Source organism: Pseudomonas sp. MAG002Y (assembly GCF_019400845.1).
Lineage (GTDB): Bacteria > Pseudomonadota > Gammaproteobacteria > Pseudomonadales > Pseudomonadaceae > Chryseomonas > Chryseomonas luteola.
This window is the reverse complement of record NZ_WOEJ01000016.1, coordinates 49736-69705: the sequence shown is the minus strand read 5'-3', so window position 1 is coordinate 69705 and position 19970 is coordinate 49736. Positions and strand designations below refer to the sequence as shown.

The 19970-nt window shown below is 55.3% G+C and carries 16 protein-coding genes; 6 read left to right on the top strand and 10 right to left on the bottom strand.

Annotation, left to right across the window (positions count from 1 at the left end; translation table 11 throughout):
* Positions 1-89 precede the first annotated feature (89 nt).
* Entirely contained in the window at positions 90-2453 is a 2364-nt protein-coding gene (locus GM154_RS20125; RefSeq protein WP_219653163.1) for a DNA polymerase II, read from the bottom strand.
* A gap of 279 nt (positions 2454-2732) precedes the next feature.
* Here GM154_RS20125 and ppnN point away from each other — a divergent pair, with 279 nt between their 5' ends.
* On the top strand, positions 2733-4106 hold the full coding sequence (gene ppnN, locus GM154_RS20120) for a nucleotide 5'-monophosphate nucleosidase PpnN (protein WP_010798949.1): 1374 nt from the start codon (positions 2733-2735) through the stop codon (positions 4104-4106).
* 135 nt (positions 4107-4241) lie between these two features.
* Positions 4242-5261, top strand: a complete 1020-nt coding sequence (locus GM154_RS20115) for a transporter (RefSeq protein WP_010798948.1) — start codon at positions 4242-4244, stop codon at positions 5259-5261.
* 8 nt (positions 5262-5269) lie between these two features.
* Here the strand turns inward: GM154_RS20115 and GM154_RS20110 are convergent, their stop codons facing one another.
* The 9 genes from GM154_RS20110 to GM154_RS20070 form a co-directional block, all read right to left on the bottom strand.
* Entirely contained in the window at positions 5270-6094 is an 825-nt protein-coding gene (locus tag GM154_RS20110; RefSeq protein WP_308460626.1) for an ABC transporter ATP-binding protein, read from the bottom strand.
* Positions 6091-7152, bottom strand: coding sequence for an iron chelate uptake ABC transporter family permease subunit (locus GM154_RS20105; protein ID WP_125888843.1), 1062 nt, complete (start codon positions 7150-7152; stop codon positions 6091-6093). Before GM154_RS20105 ends, GM154_RS20110 begins: the two co-directional genes overlap by 4 nt.
* Complete coding sequence (locus GM154_RS20100) at positions 7149-8153, bottom strand: iron ABC transporter permease (protein WP_010798945.1); 1005 nt, start codon at positions 8151-8153, stop codon at positions 7149-7151. Before GM154_RS20100 ends, GM154_RS20105 begins: the two co-directional genes overlap by 4 nt.
* Complete coding sequence (locus tag GM154_RS20095) at positions 8150-9070, bottom strand: ABC transporter substrate-binding protein (RefSeq protein ID WP_019364542.1); 921 nt, start codon at positions 9068-9070, stop codon at positions 8150-8152. Before GM154_RS20095 ends, GM154_RS20100 begins: the two co-directional genes overlap by 4 nt.
* A 66-nt stretch (positions 9071-9136) precedes the next feature.
* On the bottom strand, positions 9137-11353 hold the full coding sequence (locus GM154_RS20090; protein WP_219653162.1) for a TonB-dependent siderophore receptor: 2217 nt from the start codon (positions 11351-11353) through the stop codon (positions 9137-9139).
* A gap of 95 nt (positions 11354-11448) precedes the next feature.
* Entirely contained in the window at positions 11449-12801 is a 1353-nt protein-coding gene (locus tag GM154_RS20085; protein WP_219653161.1) for a sensor histidine kinase, read from the bottom strand.
* Entirely contained in the window at positions 12798-13508 is a 711-nt protein-coding gene (locus tag GM154_RS20080; protein ID WP_074828338.1) for a response regulator transcription factor, read from the bottom strand. Before GM154_RS20080 ends, GM154_RS20085 begins: the two co-directional genes overlap by 4 nt.
* Positions 13509-13724: 216 nt before the next feature.
* The gene (locus tag GM154_RS20075; protein ID WP_010798940.1) at positions 13725-14552 is read right to left on the bottom strand and encodes a M48 family metallopeptidase; all 828 of its coding nucleotides are present in this window, start codon (positions 14550-14552) and stop codon (positions 13725-13727) included.
* Between the two features lie 192 nt (positions 14553-14744).
* Complete coding sequence (locus GM154_RS20070) at positions 14745-15761, bottom strand: zinc-binding alcohol dehydrogenase family protein (protein WP_219653160.1); 1017 nt, start codon at positions 15759-15761, stop codon at positions 14745-14747.
* Between the two features lie 334 nt (positions 15762-16095).
* Between GM154_RS20070 and GM154_RS20065 the strand changes: the two genes are divergently transcribed.
* The 4 genes from GM154_RS20065 (at position 16096) to GM154_RS20050 (ending at position 19920) form a co-directional block, all read left to right on the top strand.
* Complete coding sequence (locus tag GM154_RS20065; protein ID WP_010798938.1) at positions 16096-16353, top strand: hypothetical protein; 258 nt, start codon at positions 16096-16098, stop codon at positions 16351-16353.
* A 173-nt stretch (positions 16354-16526) separates the two neighbouring features.
* Positions 16527-18491, top strand: a complete 1965-nt coding sequence (locus tag GM154_RS20060) for a DNA topoisomerase III (protein ID WP_219653191.1) — start codon at positions 16527-16529, stop codon at positions 18489-18491.
* A 152-nt stretch (positions 18492-18643) separates the two neighbouring features.
* On the top strand, positions 18644-19558 hold the full coding sequence (locus tag GM154_RS20055; protein WP_219653159.1) for a DUF2242 domain-containing protein: 915 nt from the start codon (positions 18644-18646) through the stop codon (positions 19556-19558).
* A 116-nt stretch (positions 19559-19674) separates the two neighbouring features.
* Positions 19675-19920 (top strand): hypothetical protein, encoded by a 246-nt coding sequence (locus GM154_RS20050; RefSeq protein WP_010798935.1) that lies wholly within the window; start codon positions 19675-19677, stop codon positions 19918-19920.
* The last annotated feature ends 50 nt before the right edge of the window (positions 19921-19970 follow it).

The window sequence follows — 19970 nt, the reverse complement described above, 5'->3', positions numbered from 1 at the left end:
AAGCCTATCACTTCACCTCTTCATATAAACACCTTATGGCCTCTTGCCATATCGGTAGCCTGAAAGAGCGCTTATGGATGCGTCTACTATCAAAAGAGATCCAGCTGAACATCGATCAACCTGGCGAACCGGTCATTCACGAAAGGCAGGATAGCGTCAGCGATGGGCTTGAGCTGGCGCTCGATGTAATGGTCATAATCCACCGGCGATCGACGCGCTTCGAGCGGTTCCGGGCCGGCTTTCGTCATCAGGTAACTGATCCATCCGCCGTTCTGGTACTGCCTCGGTCGACCTTTTTCGTCGTTGTAAGCATCTGCCATGCGGGCCGCTCGTACATGCGGTGGCACATTGCGCTGGTAGTCATCCAGGCGACGGCGCAGGCGCTTACGATAGACCAGCAGCTCGTCCAGTTCGCCTGAGAGGGTCTGGCTGACATAGCGCTGGACGTAATCCTGGTAGGGCTCGGCATTGAAGATGCGTAGATAAAGCTCCCGCTGAAAGCGCTGGGCCAATGGCGACCAGTCGGTGCGTACCGTTTCGAGCCCTTTAAAGACCATCTCGTCCGTACCGTCAGCGCCTTTTACCAACCCCGCATAGCGTTTTTTACTGCCCTCTTCAGCACCGCGAATGGTGGGCATGAGAAACCGATGGAAGTGCGACTCGAACTGCAGCTCAAGGGCGCTGGCCAGGCCGTAGGTCTCCTGTAGATGCTCGCGCCACCAACGATTGATGAGTTGGACAAGAGACCGGCCTATCTGCTGAGCCTCGGCCTCGGCATGGGGACGACCGAGCCAGACAAAGGTCGAATCGGTATCGCCGTAGATGACGGTATACCCCTGGGCCTCGATCAGCTCGCGCGTCTGGTGCATGATTTCATGCCCGCGCATCGTGATTGATGACGCAAGGCGGGTATCGAAGAATCGACAGCCGCTTGATCCCAATACACCGTAAAACGCATTCATGATGATCTTTAGCGCTTGGGAAAGCGCCTTGTTCTGTTCCCGCTTGGCAGCCTCACGCCCTTCCCACACACGCTCCACCATCGCGGGCAGACAATGCCGGGTGCGGGAAAAGTGCGCCCCCTTGAAACCAGGAACAGCGTAATCATCGCCGGGTTGGCGCAGCCCCTCGATCAGCCCCACCGGGTCAATCAGAAAGGTCCGAATAATCGACGGATACAGGCTTTTATAATCCAGTACGAGCACAGAATCATACAGCCCGGGCCGCGAGTTCATGACGAACCCTCCCGGGCTCGCCTCCGGCACCTTTTCGCCCAGATTGGGCGCCACGAAACCCTGCCGGTGCATGAGTGGCAGGTAAAGGTGCGTAAAGGCTGCCACCGAACCCCCGCTACGGTCTACCGGCAGGCCCGTTACGCTTGCTCGCTCCAACAGGAAAGGCAGAAGCTCCGTCTTTTCAAAGATGCGGGTAACCAGCTCGCAGTCCTTGAGGTTGTAGCGTGCAAGCGAAGGTTTATCCTGCGCGAACATGCGATTGATCGATGCCATCCGTTGATAGGGATTATCGATGGCCTTGCCTTCGCCCAAGAGGCTCTGGGCAACATTCTCCAGGCTGAATGAGGAAAAGGACCACGTAGCTGAACGCAACGCTTCAATTCCATCGAGTATCAACCGTCCCGGTGCTGATACGAAATAGTGTCTATGCTCGCTCCCCTGCTCCCTCCATTCGACGGCCTCGTTGCCACGCCCCAGCATGAGTGGCATTCCGAAGCGTTGCGCATGTTCTCGCAGGATGCGTAGGTCGAACTGTACGAGGTTCCACCCAATAATGGCGTCGGGATCATGCAAGGTGAGCCAGCCATTGAGCCGCTCAATCAGCTCGGCACGTGTCTGGCAGTATTCCAGACAGAAATCAACGGCCTCGGTGTCACCGTTGGCGGGTCCGAGCATATAGACCTGCCGCTGGCCACACCCGTGCAGACCTATGCAATACAGATCGCCTCGTTCGTTGGTTTCGATATCCAGGGAGACCAGTTTTAAATGCGGTCGGTAGTCAGGCGCGGGCTTGAGCTGGGCCTGCAGGACTGCGCCGTGCGCGTCAGGAGTACCGGTGAACCAGACAGGTGCTGTAATGAAGCGCTCCATCAGATATCGCTCGGGTGGCCGGATGTCCGCTTCGTAGATATCCAGCCCGGCGTCCTTGATCTGTCTGGCAAGCTGGATCAGCTGTCGATGCTGGTGGCAATAAAGCCCCAGGACTGGCCGATGACGAAAATCGGACAGCGCCAGCGGGCGTAGTTCCACCTCCCGCTCGTGCTCAATCAGTCGACGAATCGGCTCAACCTGTTCCAGCGGCACAAATGCCACGGAACGCTGCATGGCCAGGCGTACCCGCCGTGGTCCCTGATCGGTCGCCAACCAGAACTCTACCTCCGTACCGGCCGCTGTATCACGCCAATGGCGGGTCAGGACGAAACCCTGTTGTAGATCCACCGCTACTTCCTCAGTACTAACCGCCGCATTCTACCCAGTTGCCGCGTCATGCCTGTATTGGTAACTCACGTGAACAAGGGATAGAGTGGGATACATGCGCCACTTGCGTTGGGAATCTTTTCGCGTCAGGGAGAAGCCAATGATACAAATTGCTGTGATTTCATAGCTCGTCGGTGGTCAGTACCGAAGAGAACACCCTGCACTACACGATCGCCTCGGCGATCATCATCCTGATGTTACACGCGTTAGCGTGGTGGTATTCGTCATAAGGAATCAAGCATGGCTCCAAGACACGTTATCAATGCCTCCGTCAGCCCCAAGGGGAGCCTGGAAACACTTTCGCAACGCGAAGTACAACAACTGAGTGCTGCCGGTTCAGGAAGCGTCTACACCCTGTTCCGCCAATGCGCCTTGGCGATCCTCAACACAGGCGCCCATAGCGATAACGCCAAGACCATTCTTGAGGCTTATCAGGATTTTGAGGTTCGCATCCATCAGCAGGATCGAGGCGTACGGCTGGAGCTGATCAACGCACCGGCAGATGCCTTCGTCGACGGCGAAATGATTGCCAGCACTCGTGAGATGCTGTTCAGTGCGCTACGGGATATCGTCTACACCGAAAGCGAGCTGGAAAGTGTTCGGATCGACCTGAATACCTCGCAGGGCATTACCGATTACGTATTTCACCTGCTACGTAATGCCCGCACCCTGCGGCCCGGTGTGGAGCCCAAGATGGTTGTTTGTTGGGGCGGCCATTCAATCAGCACCGAGGAATATAAGTACACCAAGCGGGTCGGTCATGAATTGGGCCTACGCAGCCTCGATATCTGTACCGGTTGCGGCCCGGGCGTGATGAAAGGCCCAATGAAAGGCGCCACGATTGCCCATGCCAAGCAGCGGATCTCGGGCGGTCGCTATCTGGGTCTGACCGAGCCAGGCATCATTGCCGCCGAAGCCCCCAATCCGATCGTTAACGAACTCGTGATCCTGCCGGACATTGAAAAGCGTCTGGAGGCTTTCGTACGGGTTGGCCACGGCATCATCATCTTTCCAGGTGGAGCAGGCACGGCGGAAGAGTTTCTCTACCTGCTCGGGATTCTCATGCATCCCGAAAATGCTGGCCTACCATTTCCGGTGATCCTGACCGGCCCAAGCAGCGCTGCACCGTACCTGGAACAGCTACATGCCTTCATTGGCGCCACATTGGGCGAAGCGGCGCAAAAGCATTACAAGATCATCATCGATGATCCCTCTGAAGTGGCGCGTGAAATGGCCAAAGGTCTCAAAGCCGTCAAACAGTTCCGTCGCGAGCGTAACGATGCCTTTCACTTCAACTGGATGCTCAAGATTGAAGAGGGCTTCCAGCGCCCCTTCGATCCAACCCATGAAAATATGGCGAGCCTCACCTTGAGCCGCGAGATACCGCCCCATGAGCTGGCCGCCAATCTGCGTCGGGCGTTCTCAGGCATTGTGGCAGGTAACGTCAAGGACAAGGGTATCCGGCTGATCGAGCAATACGGTCCCTACACAATTCATGGTGACCCGGCCATCATGAAACCGCTGGATCATCTGTTGCAGGCCTTTGTGGACCAGCATCGGATGAAGCTGCCCGGTGGCGCGCCCTATGTACCCTGCTACCGTGTCGTCACCTGAGCCAGATCTGGGAGAGCAGCCCATGCTCTCCCAGCCCTCGAACAACAGGATGTTCCACGTCCGCTCACCCGTCATCCTTTTGTCATATTCTTTGGCTTTACTCAGCGATTTATTACTCCTCCGTTTTGGGCTGGCATGGATCAATCGCTGCTTTCAGGCGTGCAATACTCTGACCTTTCCGGAATCCTGTATGGATTCATATTCCGCCCCGGCGAGCCTGGCGAACAGATCGACACACTTCGAGTAACGGAGGCACTTGAGCGACTAGAGGAGCGAGACGAGTTTGTCTGGTTGCATCTGAACCTGGCCCATGCCGCTTGCAAACGCTGGATGATGACCCACCTGGATCTGCCCGACTACTTTTTTGAAATCCTGAGTGAAGGGTCACGCTCTACTCGTCTTGAACATGTCGATGCAACCCTGCTCGCGGTTGTCAACGATGTCGTCCTGAACTTCGGACAGGCTTCCTATGATGTAGCCACGCTGTATGTCTGTGCCAACCGGCGCATGCTGATCAGCGTACGGCATCAACCGCTTCGCTCGGTGGACCGCCTGCGCGCGGCGGTCAAGAAGGGTGAGGGTTTTCGCTCCCCGCTGGAACTCCTGATCCACCTGCTGCGTGACCAAGAAGAGGTACTTACCCAGATCGTTCGAGAAACCAACCTGAGTGTTGATCGTATCGAAGACCGCCTACTTTCTACCCGCCTTGCCGACAACCGCGCCGAGCTTGGCAACATGCGTCGTACCCTGGTGCGTATCCAACGCCTGTTGGCCCTAGAACCCAACTCCCTGATGCGGCTGCTCAATCGCCCGCCGCGCTTTCTCATGGAGGAGGATGTAAGGGAGCTACGGGCAGCGACCGACGAGTTTTCACTGGTTATCAGCGACTTGGCCGTGCTGATTGAGCGGATCAAACTCATTCAGGAAGAAATCGCCGCACAGATCAACGAACAAACCAGCCGCACCCTTTTCACCCTGACACTGGTCACGGTGCTGGCCTTGCCAATCAATATCGTGGCAGGTTTCTTTGGAATGAACGTGGGCGGCATCCCCCTCGCCGATGCGCCTCACGGCTTCTGGATATTGGTCATCCTGGTTGCCAGCTTTACCTTATTGGCAGGGCGCTGGGCCTTCAGGAAAAGAAACGACTATTGAGCGTCCCATTAGCGCTGGCTGACCCCGGCGATCAAGGGTGTTCCGCTAACCGGATCCTTCAATAGAACACAGCGGACGCCATATAAGGTCTCAACAAGCTCAGGGGTGACAATGTCGGCCGGGACACCTTCAGCAATAATACGACCAGACTGCATGGCGACCAGATGATCGGCGTAGCGGCAGGCCTGAGAGAGGTCATGCACCACCATGACCACCGTCTTGCCCGCATTGGCCAGCATGCGAATCAGCTCAAATACCTCCAGTTGATGCCCAAGATCCAGTGCAGAGGTTGGCTCATCAAGCAGGAGTAGCGGTGTCTGCTGAGCAATGGCCATGGCAATCCAGGCACGCTGGCGCTGCCCACCCGACATCGAATCAAGCGGCCGCTCGGCCAGTTCAATCAGATCCGCTGCTTTTAATGCCGCATCAACAACAGCTTCGTCATCTGTAGACCATTGCCTTAGCAAGCCCTGATGAGGCTGCCGGCCAAAGCGGATGAGGTCAGATACGGTCAATCCATCCGGTGCGCTGGCATCCTGGGGCAGCAGTGCAAGCTGTCGGGCGACCTGCCGGGAAGGCAGCTCACCAATGACCTTCCCATCGAGTAGAACCGCACCCGCACGCGGCTTGAGCAGTCGAGCAAGACCCGCCAGAAGCGTAGACTTCCCGCATCCATTGGGCCCTACAATAGCGGTGACCCGCCCCGGCTGGATTCTAAGATTAAGCCCATTGATAATGGTCGTCTGACCATGAGCAAGCTCGAGAAGACGGGTCTCCAAAATAACCGAATGCTCGTTAGTCGCCATCAGCAACGGTGAAACAGTACTACTCATAACGACTTCCGGACAGGTTGACGCAATAAAATCCAGAGCAGGTAAGGTCCGCCGATGACAGCAGTCACTACACCTACTGGAATTTCGATAGGAGCAAACCAGGTTCTTCCCACCCAGTCTGCCAGGATCATCAGAAGGGCTCCTGCTAATGCAGAGGTCACGATAGGGACACCGCGTTGTCCGACCAGATAGCGGGCCGCTTCGGGTGCCAGCAAGGCGATAAGCCCAACAGGACCGGCAACCGCGACCGCTAACGCCGTGAGCAGAACAGTTAGCATAAGAATCTGTACCCGGGCCAGGCGTATACGCACGCCCAGCCCGATGGCGACCGAATCGGAAAATCTAAGAACCGCTAAGGTGCGCCCCAGGATCTTGGCTAGCGGTAAACCTATCAGCAAACCAATAGCCAACAATTGAATCGAGGCTGGAGAGCGCGCGTTAAGACTGCCAACCGTCCAGGGATAGGCCTGGTTGGCCGCATCGATGGACGAACGTGCCAGCATCAGATTGGTCAAGGCGCCAAACAATGCACCAATTCCGATTCCAACAACAATGAAGCGATACCCACGTGCGCCTGCACCACCACCCAAGGCAAACGCCAGGGCCGCTGCGGTTGCCGCACCACTCAAGGCAAGGGCTGATGGCGCAAGGCTTGTCGAGACAGCAACGATGGAAGCGACAGCAAAGGCCGTTGCACCATTGTCGATACCAATAACCCCGGGCGTTGCAAGCCGATTACGTGCCAGGGTTTGTAACATGCACCCTCCCAACCCGAATGCGGCCCCTGTCAAAAGTCCAGCCAAGAGCCGGGGAAAGCGAAGCTCTTGAATCAAAAATAAATGCATGGGATCGCCGTGCCCGATGACAGCCTTCAGCGCCAGCCAGGGATTAAGCCCGGTTACGCCATACGCCAAGCTGATACCGCTCATGAGGATCAACAGCACTGTCAGGCACAGCGCAACGACACTGCCTCTCCGCGATACTAGTACACTCACCTGACGGCCTGCCTGTAGCCACCAAAACCGAGCTGTTACCGGAGATGAAAAAGGTCTAATCATAATGAAGGCAGGCGATGTTGACGGACGACTATCATCAGGATTGGCGCACCGATAAAGGCAGTCACAACACCAATGGGAAGCTCGTAAGGTTTGACCAAAAGGCGCGACAAGATATCAGCCAATAGCAGCACCGCGGGCCCCAGGACTAGTGATAATGGAAGGACACGGCGGACATCAGGCCCGACCATTCGCCGCGCCAAGAACGGCACAACCAATCCGACAAAGCCAATAGGCCCAGCTACTGCAGTGGCAGTCCCTACTAAAATGGCAACGCCTAGTAGTGCGATCAATCGGGTCAATTGAGGGTGATGCCCTAATCCAATGGCCATACGCTCTCCCAAGCTCAAGGCGGCCAGGGGTCTGACCAAAGGGGCCACGACCAACAGGCCTGCCAGTGTGCCCGGCAGCGCCCAAGACAGGGTATCTGCGGGCCTGCCTGCCAAGGCGCCAATGACCCAAAACCGAATTTCATCGGCAGTACGCTGGTCATACAGGAGCAGTAAGGTACTGGCGGCGCCCAGAATTCCTGTGAGCGCCATTCCCGCCAGGATCAAGCGAACAGGGTCGGCGTCAAATCCGCGCACTTGAGTCACCGCCACAACGAGCAGGCATCCAAGCATGGCTCCAGTAATGGCCATGCCAAGATTGACAGTAGCTGCGCTGGCGCCGAGCGCAATGGCAACCACCATGGCAAAGGATGCACCAGCGCTAACACCCAGGAGTCCGGGCTCCGCAAGCGGATTGCGGGTTGCCGTTTGCAAAACGGCTCCACCAACGCCAAGGGCCATACCCACCAGAAGTCCCAGTAACGTGCGCGCCCCACGCAGCTCGAGGACAACAAAGCGAGCTTCATCGTCCCCACCCCCAAGCAAGACATTGATGCTACGGAGCACGGAAACTTCCCCAGCACCAAGCAGCAAGCTGGTGAGCAGAATCACCAGCAGCGTTAGACAACAGGCAATGAACGGAACACCCAAACGAGGCGAAGCGGACACCTTCATTTGAGAACGATACGCTCCACGTCATCCAGTACATGCTCAGCAGCCAGCGGACCTGACCCGCTGCTCCACACCTGCCCATCAACCGTGGCCACCTGCTTCGCCTGAACGGCCTTCAAGCGAGTAAAGGCAGGCTGCTTGCGAGCAGCCTCCAAGGCCTCGTCACCCTTCTCATTCAAGGTAGCCAGGAAAATCCAGTCTCCATCAGCGCTTGACAGGTTCTCAAGGCTCAAGATATCGCTATGAGGACGATCTTTGAGCTCTGAGGCCAGTTGCGTACTGGCAAAGCCTAGTTGCTCCAGTAACTGGCCTGCAAAGAGATGGCTCGACATGACCATCGGTCCCTGAGGATTCCAGCGAACAACCGACAACACTTGCCCTGGTTTGACTTGCGTCTTCAATTTGGCAACACGCTGGTCTATCTGATCGAACTGCTTTTTCAATTCATCACTACGGTTGAGCGCCTGGGCATAAAGCTCTGCGTTGGCTCGCCAGTCAGCTAACGACTCCCCTCCTTTTGGTACTACCGTCGGAGCAATCAGGCTAAGTTTGGCATATTGTTCTTGCGGTAAATCCTGTCGCGCCAGGATAAGGTCCGGCTTCTGGTTGAAAACTGCTTCCAGATTAATTTCACGAGCCGTACCCACGATAGCGGGCTGCCCCGCCTGATCCTGCAGATAGTTTGATACGCTGGTGCCACCACGACTCGCCAGCGTAGCGACTGGTTTAATACCTACTGCCAGCGCGGTATCCATAGCCGCCTCATCCAGCACCACGACCCGCTTAGGTGTATCCGGGGTTTTCAGCTCGCCGTGGGCAGTGGAAACAGTAGCCGCCAAAGCCGAACCTGCTGTGGTAGTTAGCACGAGACTGCACAAAAGAACACTAAGACGGAAAATACTGGAATCAACACGCTTCATGACACAACTCCACAATAGAAATACGGCACGGGCAGCGGGTTAGCCAGGCGGCCCGATTTAATAACATTAAAACGAGGCGGTAAAGGAAGCAAAATACGCACGACCCGGCTCGTTGTATGTAACCGCACCGGCGCTCGAAGCGTTGCCCTCTCGATAGATGCGCTTGTCGAACAGATTATTCACACCAAAACGCACTTTGTAATGCTCGTTAAACTCATAACCACTGCTGACGCCTACCAACGTATACGGATCAATGTCCTTCTGGGCAGCAGCCTCATAATCCGTATTGGTACGCCGAGAGTATGAAGGAGCCTCCTGCTTTCCATAATGGGTAACATTAAGCTGTGCAGAGAGTTTTTCAGTGACGTACCAGTCCAGCGTACTGTTGATGGTGTATTTGGGAATAATGCTTAAAGGATCGCCTGTCTGCTTGTCCTTGGATTCGATCATATAGGTAAAGTTGGTGTTCCAATCCACGGTATCAGTCAGCGGAATGAACAGGTTGCCTTCAACCCCTTGGACAACCGCCTTACCGGTGTTCTCCCACTCCAGTACACGAGGCCCGGTGTCGCCCAATCGATAGATAAATTCGTTTCCGCCCACGATTTTGTTTTTGTAATCGTTACGGAAATAGGTCGCACTGGCTCTCCATGTTCCGACATCATAAGCCAGACCCAGCTCCTTGTTGATGCTGATTTCAGGCTTTAAGTTTTCGTTACCGACCAGATAGCAGCCTCCGTTTCCAGACGTAATCGCTGTACAGCCGTTACCACGGCTGTACAGAAGATAGTTTGGATTGCTCTGATACAGATTCGGTGTTTTGTAAGCACGCGCAATCCCACCCTTGAACGTCAGTCGGTCCGTGATCTCATGGGACAAGTTAAGACTTGGGCTCCAATTATCACCATAGGTCTGATGGTCATCGAAGCGTAGTCCAGGGGTCAGCACCGTCCGGTCTGTAACCTGCACATTATCTTCAACATAAAAGGCGTAGCTGTTGGCTGTCGTCTTGGTCTGGGTGCGATCAAAACCTGCTATCTGGCCAGGCTCAGGATCAGAAGACTGAGCACGCAGAGAACCAGGGTCACTTAGCGACTCGTGTAAATACTCGGCGCCAATGGTTAAGACCTGAGGCATTGCGCTGTCGATAGGCAGATCAAGATTGCCAAAGGCGCGGGTATTGCGCAGGCGCGACATAAACGCGCCATCCCCTTCACTTGGCCCACCCTCTGTACGGCCTGAAAGTCCCTCGTTCAGACGCCAGTTGCGGGTGTAATCATAGGAAAGGCCCAGTGTGGAATTACCCCAATCCCACGTTCCCTTATGCTTCAACGTAAAGCTGGAGCGCTGCAATACATTGGTTTCATGGCCGTACAGACTTCGAACAAAGGCATCGTTGCCGCCAGAGTTATTGAGCATCGTGTCGCCGGCATAAATGTTGCCCTGGCGGCTGTAGGAAGTTTCAAAATCGAGGACTTGCTGCGGATCAAGTTGCCAACTGAGTAGCGCATTGATGTCCTTGTTGCGTACGCCTTCCCGACCCGCCGTGACACTGCCTTCCGAGGTCTGATGTCCTTCATTGATGCTCAAAGCATCTGCATCAGTCCTGGCGATATTGCCATAGACTCGAAATGCCAGAGCTTCCGTCAGCGGACCGCTCAGGTTGAAATTGGCACGGCGTCCGTTGCCTTCATCGCCGCTTTCGGGTTCCAGGGCATAAAACGTCATCGAGCCATGCCATTGCTCCGTAGGACGCTTGGTAATGATGTTGATGACCCCACCCATGGCACCGGAGCCATAACGGGCCGCCGCCGGGCCACGCAGGATTTCGATACGCTCGACTTCTTCAGCTGGAACCCAGTTCGTCTCACCCCGCGTATCACGGTCACCGTCCCAACCATAGCGGACGGCATTTCGGGAGGTACTGGGCAGGCCATCGATCAGAATCAGCGTGTTCTCAGGCCCCATACCTCGCAAGTCGATTTGCCGATTGTTACCGCGCGCGCCACTGGCACTGTTGCCTGTGAGATTGACACCGGGCTGGCGCCGAATAATCTCCGACAGATCATTGGCCGGTGGTTGCCTGGCAATATCCTCTGCAGTAATCACTGAGGAACCCAAGGCCTGCCTGGCCTCTTCCTCGGCGGTACCCATAACCGTGGTAGCTTCCATCTCAACCGGCTCGCTGGAGCCATACTGGGCAAGCGCAAGGCCGGAATGACTGGCAAGAGCCCCACACAGTACGATGCTCAGTCGCGTGGATGAATGAGGAATACGCAGCATGACCAACTCCTGTTTTACAAATCTCGAAACGAGACCGCTCCAAAGTTGGCGCAAATGCTATTCATTCCCATTTGAGAAGAAAGCTTTTTTACAATCTATACAATTTCAGCAGCAGGCAAGCGCACGGTCACACGAAGCCCTGGATTGCAGTTTTCAGCCCAGATAGCGCCGCCCTGGATCATTAGTGCCGATCGGGCGATGGAAAGACCCAGGCCGAATCCGTCACCGCCAGGCCGGGCACCATTGAGCCGGGTAAACGGCTCGAAGATGTAGTCGAGCGCACCTTCTGCAACCCCCGGACCTTGGTCTTGTATCCACAGCAACCACTCGCTGCCCTCATAATGCCCCCCCAGAATCACATATCCTCCTTCCGGTGAGTAACGAATCGCGTTGCGCAAGAGGTTTTCCAGGGCACGGGCCAGACTATTCAAATGAGCTTGTACACAGCAATTGTCTGGTAAGCGATATACAAAAGCGTCTCGTGACCAACCCGTCTCGAAACAGGCATCCTCAATGAGGATATTCCAGAGCGACTGCATGCTGATCGGCTCGCATAGCAGCGAGGGTCTATCCGTATCCAGCCAGGCCAGCTCCAGTGTGGTCTCGACCAGCTCCTGCATACCGGCTAACTCACGCTCAAGGCGGGCACGCAACGTATTCGCATCCTCGGAGGACTCGCACAGCACACGCAGCCGTGACAGCGGTGTGCGCAGCTCATGGGACATATCTCGCAGAAGTCGTTGCTGGTAGTCGACATGACCTTCCAGCCGCTCCGCCATGTGATCAAAGGCGCGTCCCAGCTCACCCAGCTCATCGCTGCGAGCGCTTACGCCGATTGTAGGCTTTCTGCCTGAGCGACAAGCAGAGGATGCCTGCTCTTGGAGCCATCTCAAAGGCACCATGAGCTGACGATAGAGCAGAATACATAACAGAAACATGGTAGCCATGGGAAACAGCCCATGGATCACCAGACGGCCCAGAACGGAAGGCTTGCCGGACCACATGCGCTCGGGCAATTCCATTGCCAAACGGCCCGCTTCAGGATGTTGAGGAAATGGAATATCCATTACAGGCAATTCGGTAGCACGGCCACTCAACGGCCAATCCAGACGGCGCATAAAGCTGAACCGATCGGCATCACCAGGCGTCAGGGCGCGCTGACCTAACGGCTGATAAAGACGATCAACTGCTACAGCCCAAACCTGTTCTCCCTCTCGGATACGTCGTAATGCAGTTTCAACACCCTCCTTGCCTTGTGTCCTCCATGCCTGCTCAACGGAAGCAGCATAATTCAGCAGTTCCTCTTTATCGGCTTGTGCCAGTTCGTAATGACTGTGCTCCATGCTGCGTCCCCAGCTTAAGCTCAGCCAGACGATGACCAGACAGGCGGCGATGGTAAGACCAGACAGCTTCCAGAACAGGGAATGCCGATACGGGAGTCGTATCATGAAGATGAACACACCAGCACGTAGCCTTTCCCCCAGGCTGTACGAACTTCGCAAGCCGAGTAATCAATGCTCTGGAGCTTGCGGCGAATATGGCTGACATGCATGTCAAGACTACGATCGTAGCGTGAGTAGGCACGTTGCAGAGCTTCCTGATACAACACTGGTTTGCTGAGTACCTCTCCAGCGTGCCGGTTCAATAGCTCGAGAATACGAAATTCCGTTGTGGTCAGTTCCGCCCATTGCCCCTTATAAACCACATCGGTCCGGATAAGATCGAAGTACAGCTCTCCCTGCACGGTTGGCGCTGTCTCCATGGCCGAGCGCTCAAACGCAATGCGCCGGAGCAGCGCTCCGATTCGCACATCCAGCTCCGCCATGCTAAAGGGCTTGGGTAGATAATCATCTGCTCCCTTTTGAAAGCCGACGATACGATCAGACTCGCTACCCAGCGCCGAGACCAGGATAACCGGTACGGCACTATACGAACGAATCTGCTCCAGTAGGTGAAGCCCATTGCCATTGGGTAACAGAATATCCAGTACTACCAGATCGAACACCTGCTCTTTCAACAGTGTGGCGACTCGACAGGCATCACTGCATAGCACTACCGCATATCCCCTCGCCGATAGCTGAGCCTGCAGGTGCATACCCAACACCGGATCGTCTTCAACGACAAGAATATTGAGCAGGGAAACAAAGGAATTCATAGCGTTTGGGGAACAGCCAAAGGGTTTCAAAAGTACCCGTCCGAGGCTTTTTTCACGTAGACAGGTGTTAACACTGATGTTAACTCGAAAGCAGAAGAAGGGTATTGCTGCTCGTTAAGATACCCGGGCGGATCTTAATTAATGTCTTAAAATCGCCTGGATAAGGATATCGCAGTGCATATCCTTATCCATATAAGCCATGGATAAAGATCGAACTCAAGACTTGCGGCTGGCTTGGTACAAGGGCATCACCTTGGGGACGGCTGCTTGAATCGAGGCCATGCGGCTCTCATCAGAGGGATGCGTGCTCAGAAGCTCAGGTGTCTTATTGCCCATCCTGGCTGAGGCTTGTGCAAATTTCTGCCAGAGGCTCAACGCCGCATTGGGGTTATAGCCCGCCCGGGCAGCCAACTCCAGGCCAATCAGATCTGCTTCGTTTTCATTTGATCGACTGAACGGGAGAGATAAACCAACTTCCGTTACCTTATTCGCAATTTGCATTGACGATTGGTTAAGGCCCAGCAAGGCGCCACCAAGGCTTTGGCCTAGTTGCAATGCATACGCCCGAGACATTTTTTCCCTGCTGTGCTCACGGAGCGCATGAGCAATTTCATGCCCCATTACCGCTGCAAGCTCATCATCGGTAAGTTTTAGCTGTTGGATCAGACCGGTATAAACAAAGATCTTGCCGCCCGGACCGCAGTTGGCATTGAGTTCATCATTTTTGACCAGGTTGACCTGCCAATCCCAGGCAGCAGCATCGGGACGGAAGTAGCTAACCCTATCGATCAGCCGCTTGGCAATCGTACGGACACGCTTGCCCTCTGCTGTCTCGTTGGCGAGCGCACCGGATGATTTGGCCTTGTTAACTGAACTGGAATACGACTCTGCGTACATCTGATCAACCTGCTGGGCAGACAGCATGCTGAACATGTATTGCTTACGCTCGACCCCTACTGCTCCGCCACTGGTTGTATTGACTACCTGGCAGCCCGTAAGAAAAAGCGAAAACGAAAGACCCGTTATGAATAAGACACGACGCATATGCTTTCCCTAGCGTATGTTGAGCCGACCTACTTGTCAGCACGATAAATGAATCAAAAACAGCCTATGGCTGGTGCGTTAGTGTAATCGATTTAAATTCTAGAAACATATACCACCGCCGGATGAATAATTGACGCAGGCGCAAGCGAGGCCGTAAAGCAGAAGCGATACGGCGTCGTGGTATCGGAAAGGTTATCGCTCGATCAAAATCTTCAAGGTTGAAGCGCGCTCCGCATCCCAGTACGGCAGGGCCTGCTCGGCATCCTCGAAGGGAAACACCTTGGAAATCAGATCATCTGGAGAGTGATCCAAGGTCTCCAGATAGCGAACGACGGCTGTAAAGTCTTCGGCTGTTGCATTACGGGAGCCCATGATGTCCAGCTCCTTCAGGTTGAACAGTTGCGTCTTGTAGGAAACCGGCTCCTTGGCGTACCCCACGTACACCACACGTCCAGAAAAGGACACGATATCGATCGCCTGGGTAAACGTGGCCGGCAGGCCCACACATTCGATGACGACATCAGCCCCGTCACCGTCAGTCAGTGCTTCGATCTGCTTGTCCACATGACCAGACGAGGCCACGATAGTATGTGAAGCACCGTATTTACGCGCCATTTCGGTCTTGGTCTCGGAGACATCCATCGCGATGACTGTTGCACCCCGTGACACAGCTCCGGCCACGGCGCCCATGCCTATCATTCCACAGCCAATGACCACCACTCTGTCCCCCTTGGCAACCCGCCCGCGTCTCGCGGCATGGAAACCTACCGATAGGGGTTCAACCAGCGCCAGGTGCCGTGCTGGCAAGGTATCGTTCAGGATGAGCTTCTCGTAGGGCAGTACGATCTGCTCGGCCAACCCGCCGTTCTGCTGAACGCCGAGTGTCCGGTTCGTCTTGCAGGCATTCACGCGTCCCTGACGGCACGAGGTGCAGTGACCACATGCAGTGTAGGGCACCACAATGACGCGCCGCCCTGCACGATAGTCCAGCGGTACGCCCGGTCCTGCCTTGATGATCTCTCCACCGATCTCATGACCAGGAATACGAGGCAGTGCCACTAACGGATTCAACCCTTTATAGGTGTTGAGATCGCTACCGCAGAGTCCTATATGGCGAACCGCTACCTGAACCTCTCCAGGCCCTGGCTCGATGGCCTCGACCTCATGGAAGCAGCACTGCAACTCCTGTTCGATCATGAGAGCTTTCATAGGGATCCTTTCATTGTTGTGATTATCAAAGGTTTCGCCATTGTGAAACGACGTTTCATTTTAGAGTCTACTGCCAGGGGTCGGATCGTCAAGGTGCATATAGCGTTTACATTCAGCCAGGAATATCACCCTGCCTTGCAACATAGTCGTCAAGTTCTGGTCACATGAGTCGATTACCTTCAAGGTAGATCCAAGGGACTGCTGACTTGCCGGGTTGACCTGGCTCAACTTCCGACGAAGTAAGCGATAAATATGCGTTTTTGTAATACGGCCATCATTGAATCGTCATGCATATCGCATTACGCTCAGAGGGTCGAAATCACTGGATTAACTCATGCGTGACGAAGCGTGCTCAGAAGGGCTAACGCGACTGGCTACCTCAGCGGTAATGAGAGGACGGCCTGAAAATGAAATTCTGGGTTGGATGCTGAACAACGGTATTCGCCCCTCTGCAGCCATCAAGGCGTTAACAAAGGCCAAGCGCCAGCGTCAGGAGTCAGGCTTGAAAAAGCTTAAACTCTCGCTGGTATGCCTTTTTACCCTGATGTTCTCTACTGCCATTCTTAACATGGTGGATCTCTTGAAGTTCTAATGCAGAACCGGTTGGGCCGAATGACAGTATGATCGACGGCCCACTTCGTATTTTATCGATTCGCCAAATAAAGCTGGCAGCGTGCATTATCTGTATGCATATACAGATTTCGATTGCCTCTGTGCTGCGGTTTAAGCATGCTTACGCTATTGTTGATTTGAATGACGATAGCTATGCGGCTCTTCCTGTGCGAAAAACCTTCCCAAGCCAAAGACATTGCCAAGGTCCTGGGCGCTACTCGCCGTGGCGAAGGCTGCTGGACAGGCCCACAGGCCACTGTAACCTGGTGCATTGGCCACCTGCTTGAAACAGCCCCGCCAGATGCCTATGACGATCGGTATAAGCGGTGGAATCTGCAAGATCTGCCTATCATCCCGGAAAAGTGGAAAATGCTCGTCAAACCCAAGACCGCAAGCCAGTTCAAGGCGGTCAAAAGGCTGCTTGGCGAAGCCCGGGAATTGATCATTGCAACGGACGCTGATCGCGAAGGCGAGATGATTGCCCGCGAACTGGTCGAACATTGTCGCTACAAGGGGCCTATCCAGCGTCTGTGGTTGTCGGCGCTGGATGATGCTTCCATTCGTAAAGCGCTGGCTACGCTAAAACCCGGCGCTGATACCTTCAGCCTCTATCATTCGGCGTTGGGTCGCTCGCGTGCCGACTGGCTGATCGGCATGAACATGAGCCGTCTGTTTACATTACTGGGCCAACGGTCAGGGTATCAGGGCGTCCTGCCCGTAGGACGTGTGCAAACCCCTACCCTGCGACTGGTAGTCGACCGTGATCGCAGCATTGCCAACTTTGTGCCTGTACCGTTCTGGGCAATCGATGTGTTGTTGTCTGCCGAGGGCCATCAGTTTACGGCCCAATGGAAGGCTCCTGAGGATGTCTGCGACGATCAGGGCCGCTGCCTGCGCCAGGATATCGCCCAGAGTGCAGCAGAGGCGATGCGCCAGACAGACACTGCTCAGGTGATGAAGGTACAGACCGAACGCATGCGTGAGCTTGCTCCATTGCCGTTTGATCTGGGCACGCTGCAAGAGGTGTGCTCGAAAAAGCTTGGTCTGGGCGCCCAGGAAACGCTGAATATTGCCCAGGCGCTATACGAAACCCATAAGGTCATTACCTATCCGCGCAGCGATTGCGGCTATCTTCCCTTGAGCCAGCATGGCGAAGCCCCAGCCATCATGGCGGCGCTTGAGCGCTCCGACTCCTCCCTTCTGCCTCTCAAGGCGCACCTGGACCTGAGGCGCCGCTCGCGGGCTTGGAATGATGCAAAGGTCAGCGCACACCACGGCATCATTCCAACCGCAGCTATCAGCAGCCTGGATCGGCTGACGGGCAAGCACAAGGCAGTCTATACCTTGATCCGCGCCCGCTACCTGGCGCAATTTCTCCCAAACCATGAGTACGACCGTACTCAAGCCGATTTTGACTGCGCAGGACAGTTGCTCAGAGCTGTAGGCAAGCGCATCGTCGAGCCAGGCTGGAAGCGAGCCCTGCCGGAAGCACTTACGCCAGCAAAGGGAAAGGAAGCGCCAGCACCACAGCCACTGCCCATGCTTTCCAAAGGCCAGTTATGCGCTGTGGTGGATGTTCAGCTCAAAGACCTTTGGACACAACCGCCCAAGCCCTTCACAGAAGGTGACCTGATCAAGGCCATGAAGAATGTAGCCAAACTGGTGGACGACCCCAAGCTCAAGCAAAAACTGAAGGACACCACAGGTATTGGGACGGAGGCGACACGCGCCGGGATCATTCAAGGGCTGCTGGACCGCGGTTATCTGACCAAGCAGGGTAAGGCTCTGCTCTCTACGCCTGCTGCCTTTAGTCTGATCGACGCTGTGCCTCGGGCTATTGCCGACCCCGGTACGACCGCTATCTGGGAGCAAGCGCTGGATATGGTTCAAACCGGTGAGATGAGCCTTGAAGAGTTCGTGACCAAGCAATCCGCCTGGATGAGCAAGCAGGTCGAGCGTTGCATGGGGTTGAACCTGACCTTTAGCGGGCCGGCTATTCCAGCGGGGCGTAAGTCCACGCCGTTCAAGAAGAAGCGCAAGGCGGCCCCGCGCAAGGCCTCAACCAAGACGGCACCAGGTAATGGCAAGCGGTCACGCCAGCCTGTCAGTCCGGCTTGATAAGAGGACACATCCGGTCACCTAGCGCCTAATTGATATCTTTTTAGCCTCACCCTTCCGTAGTAGCATTGCATTCCGTTTAATGCGTTCTCTTCATGCCCGTTGTACGCCATGCGCTTCTTGTCTGGCGTTGGCTGTTTTCAGGATCTGCAATGTCAAAATCGATTGGTATCGGCACACTGGCACTGGCCACTATGCTGACCGGCCTGGCTGGCTGCTCGAACAACAAGCCTGCCGTGTACGAACACGAAAATTTCGATGACTCGGGTACGTTTTCGCGTAGCTATCCGGTAAACGATACCGCTGCCTGCGAAGCAGCTCGACGTGCGCTGCTCAGTCAGGGCTATATCATTACCAGCAATGATCCAAAGCTCGTCAGTGGCCGTAAGAGCTTTCAGCAGACCGGAGAGAACCACCTCGAAATCAGCTTTAATGTTGTCTGCACGGCCAATACCCCCAACGATCATGGTTCAACCATTTTTGCCAACGCGCTTCAGGACCGTTATGCGCTGAAAAAGCTCAATAACTCGGCGAGCCTGGGAGTAGGTGTGCTCGGCTCGGTCTCGATGCCTATCGGCTCGACAAACGACTCCATGGTCAAGGTCGCCAGCGAGACGGTTACGTCAGGCAAGTTCTATAGCCGCTATTTTTCCCTGGTAGAAAGCTTCTTGCCGGCTCAGGCCCAAAAGGCCAACAAAGGAATACATCAAACAAAAGCAGCGCCCGCGCCGAGCCCACTCGCCAGCACGCCCTCTTCTGCACAGCCCAGCCAACCTGCACAGGCGCTGGCACCGAAGCCAGCCTCGGCGGCACCTGCTCCTGAGACACGCCCGGATCCTGATGCGGGGTTTTCTTCTGTACCCGTACCATTACCGCCCCAAGCGCCGCCCATTACACCTATCGACACGTCAGCCTTCGAGCAATTTACTGCGCCAGCCGCCGCTCCAGCCTCTCCCACAACCGAGCCCGCCGCTTCGCCAGCGTCGGCTGACACGCCCACTTCATCAGGTCAGCCTGAAAACGCCACGGCACCCTCGGATGACTTGCTGGAGCTGCTTGAAGAGTGAGGGTCGGGTATGACTCTGGATTGCCGAAAGCCTGCAAGGCGTTGAGGTCAAGAACTCTAACCATGCGCGCTACGTCTATAGCGTAACGCCGTGCAGGCAGTCGATAGAGTGACACCATGAAACAACGCACCGTTCAGGACGAAGGCAATACCACGTGGACCTGTGTAGAGGCTTTCTCGGGAGGAAGCCAGAAAACGGCCAAAGCGGCCAAGAGTCTTACCAAAGATGCCGAAGGCAACGTTACCGTGGTATGTACGCCTAGTGGTGGTGAGCAGTCAGTACGCGTGAGCTTGCCTGAAGCATGGATTGACAAGACGTCTGACCAAGCCCTGCTGGACGCCATTCAATCCGCCAAGGGTTAGTCCTGCCCTATCTTCCTCCAGAAATCGATTGAACTTAGCCTGGAACGCCT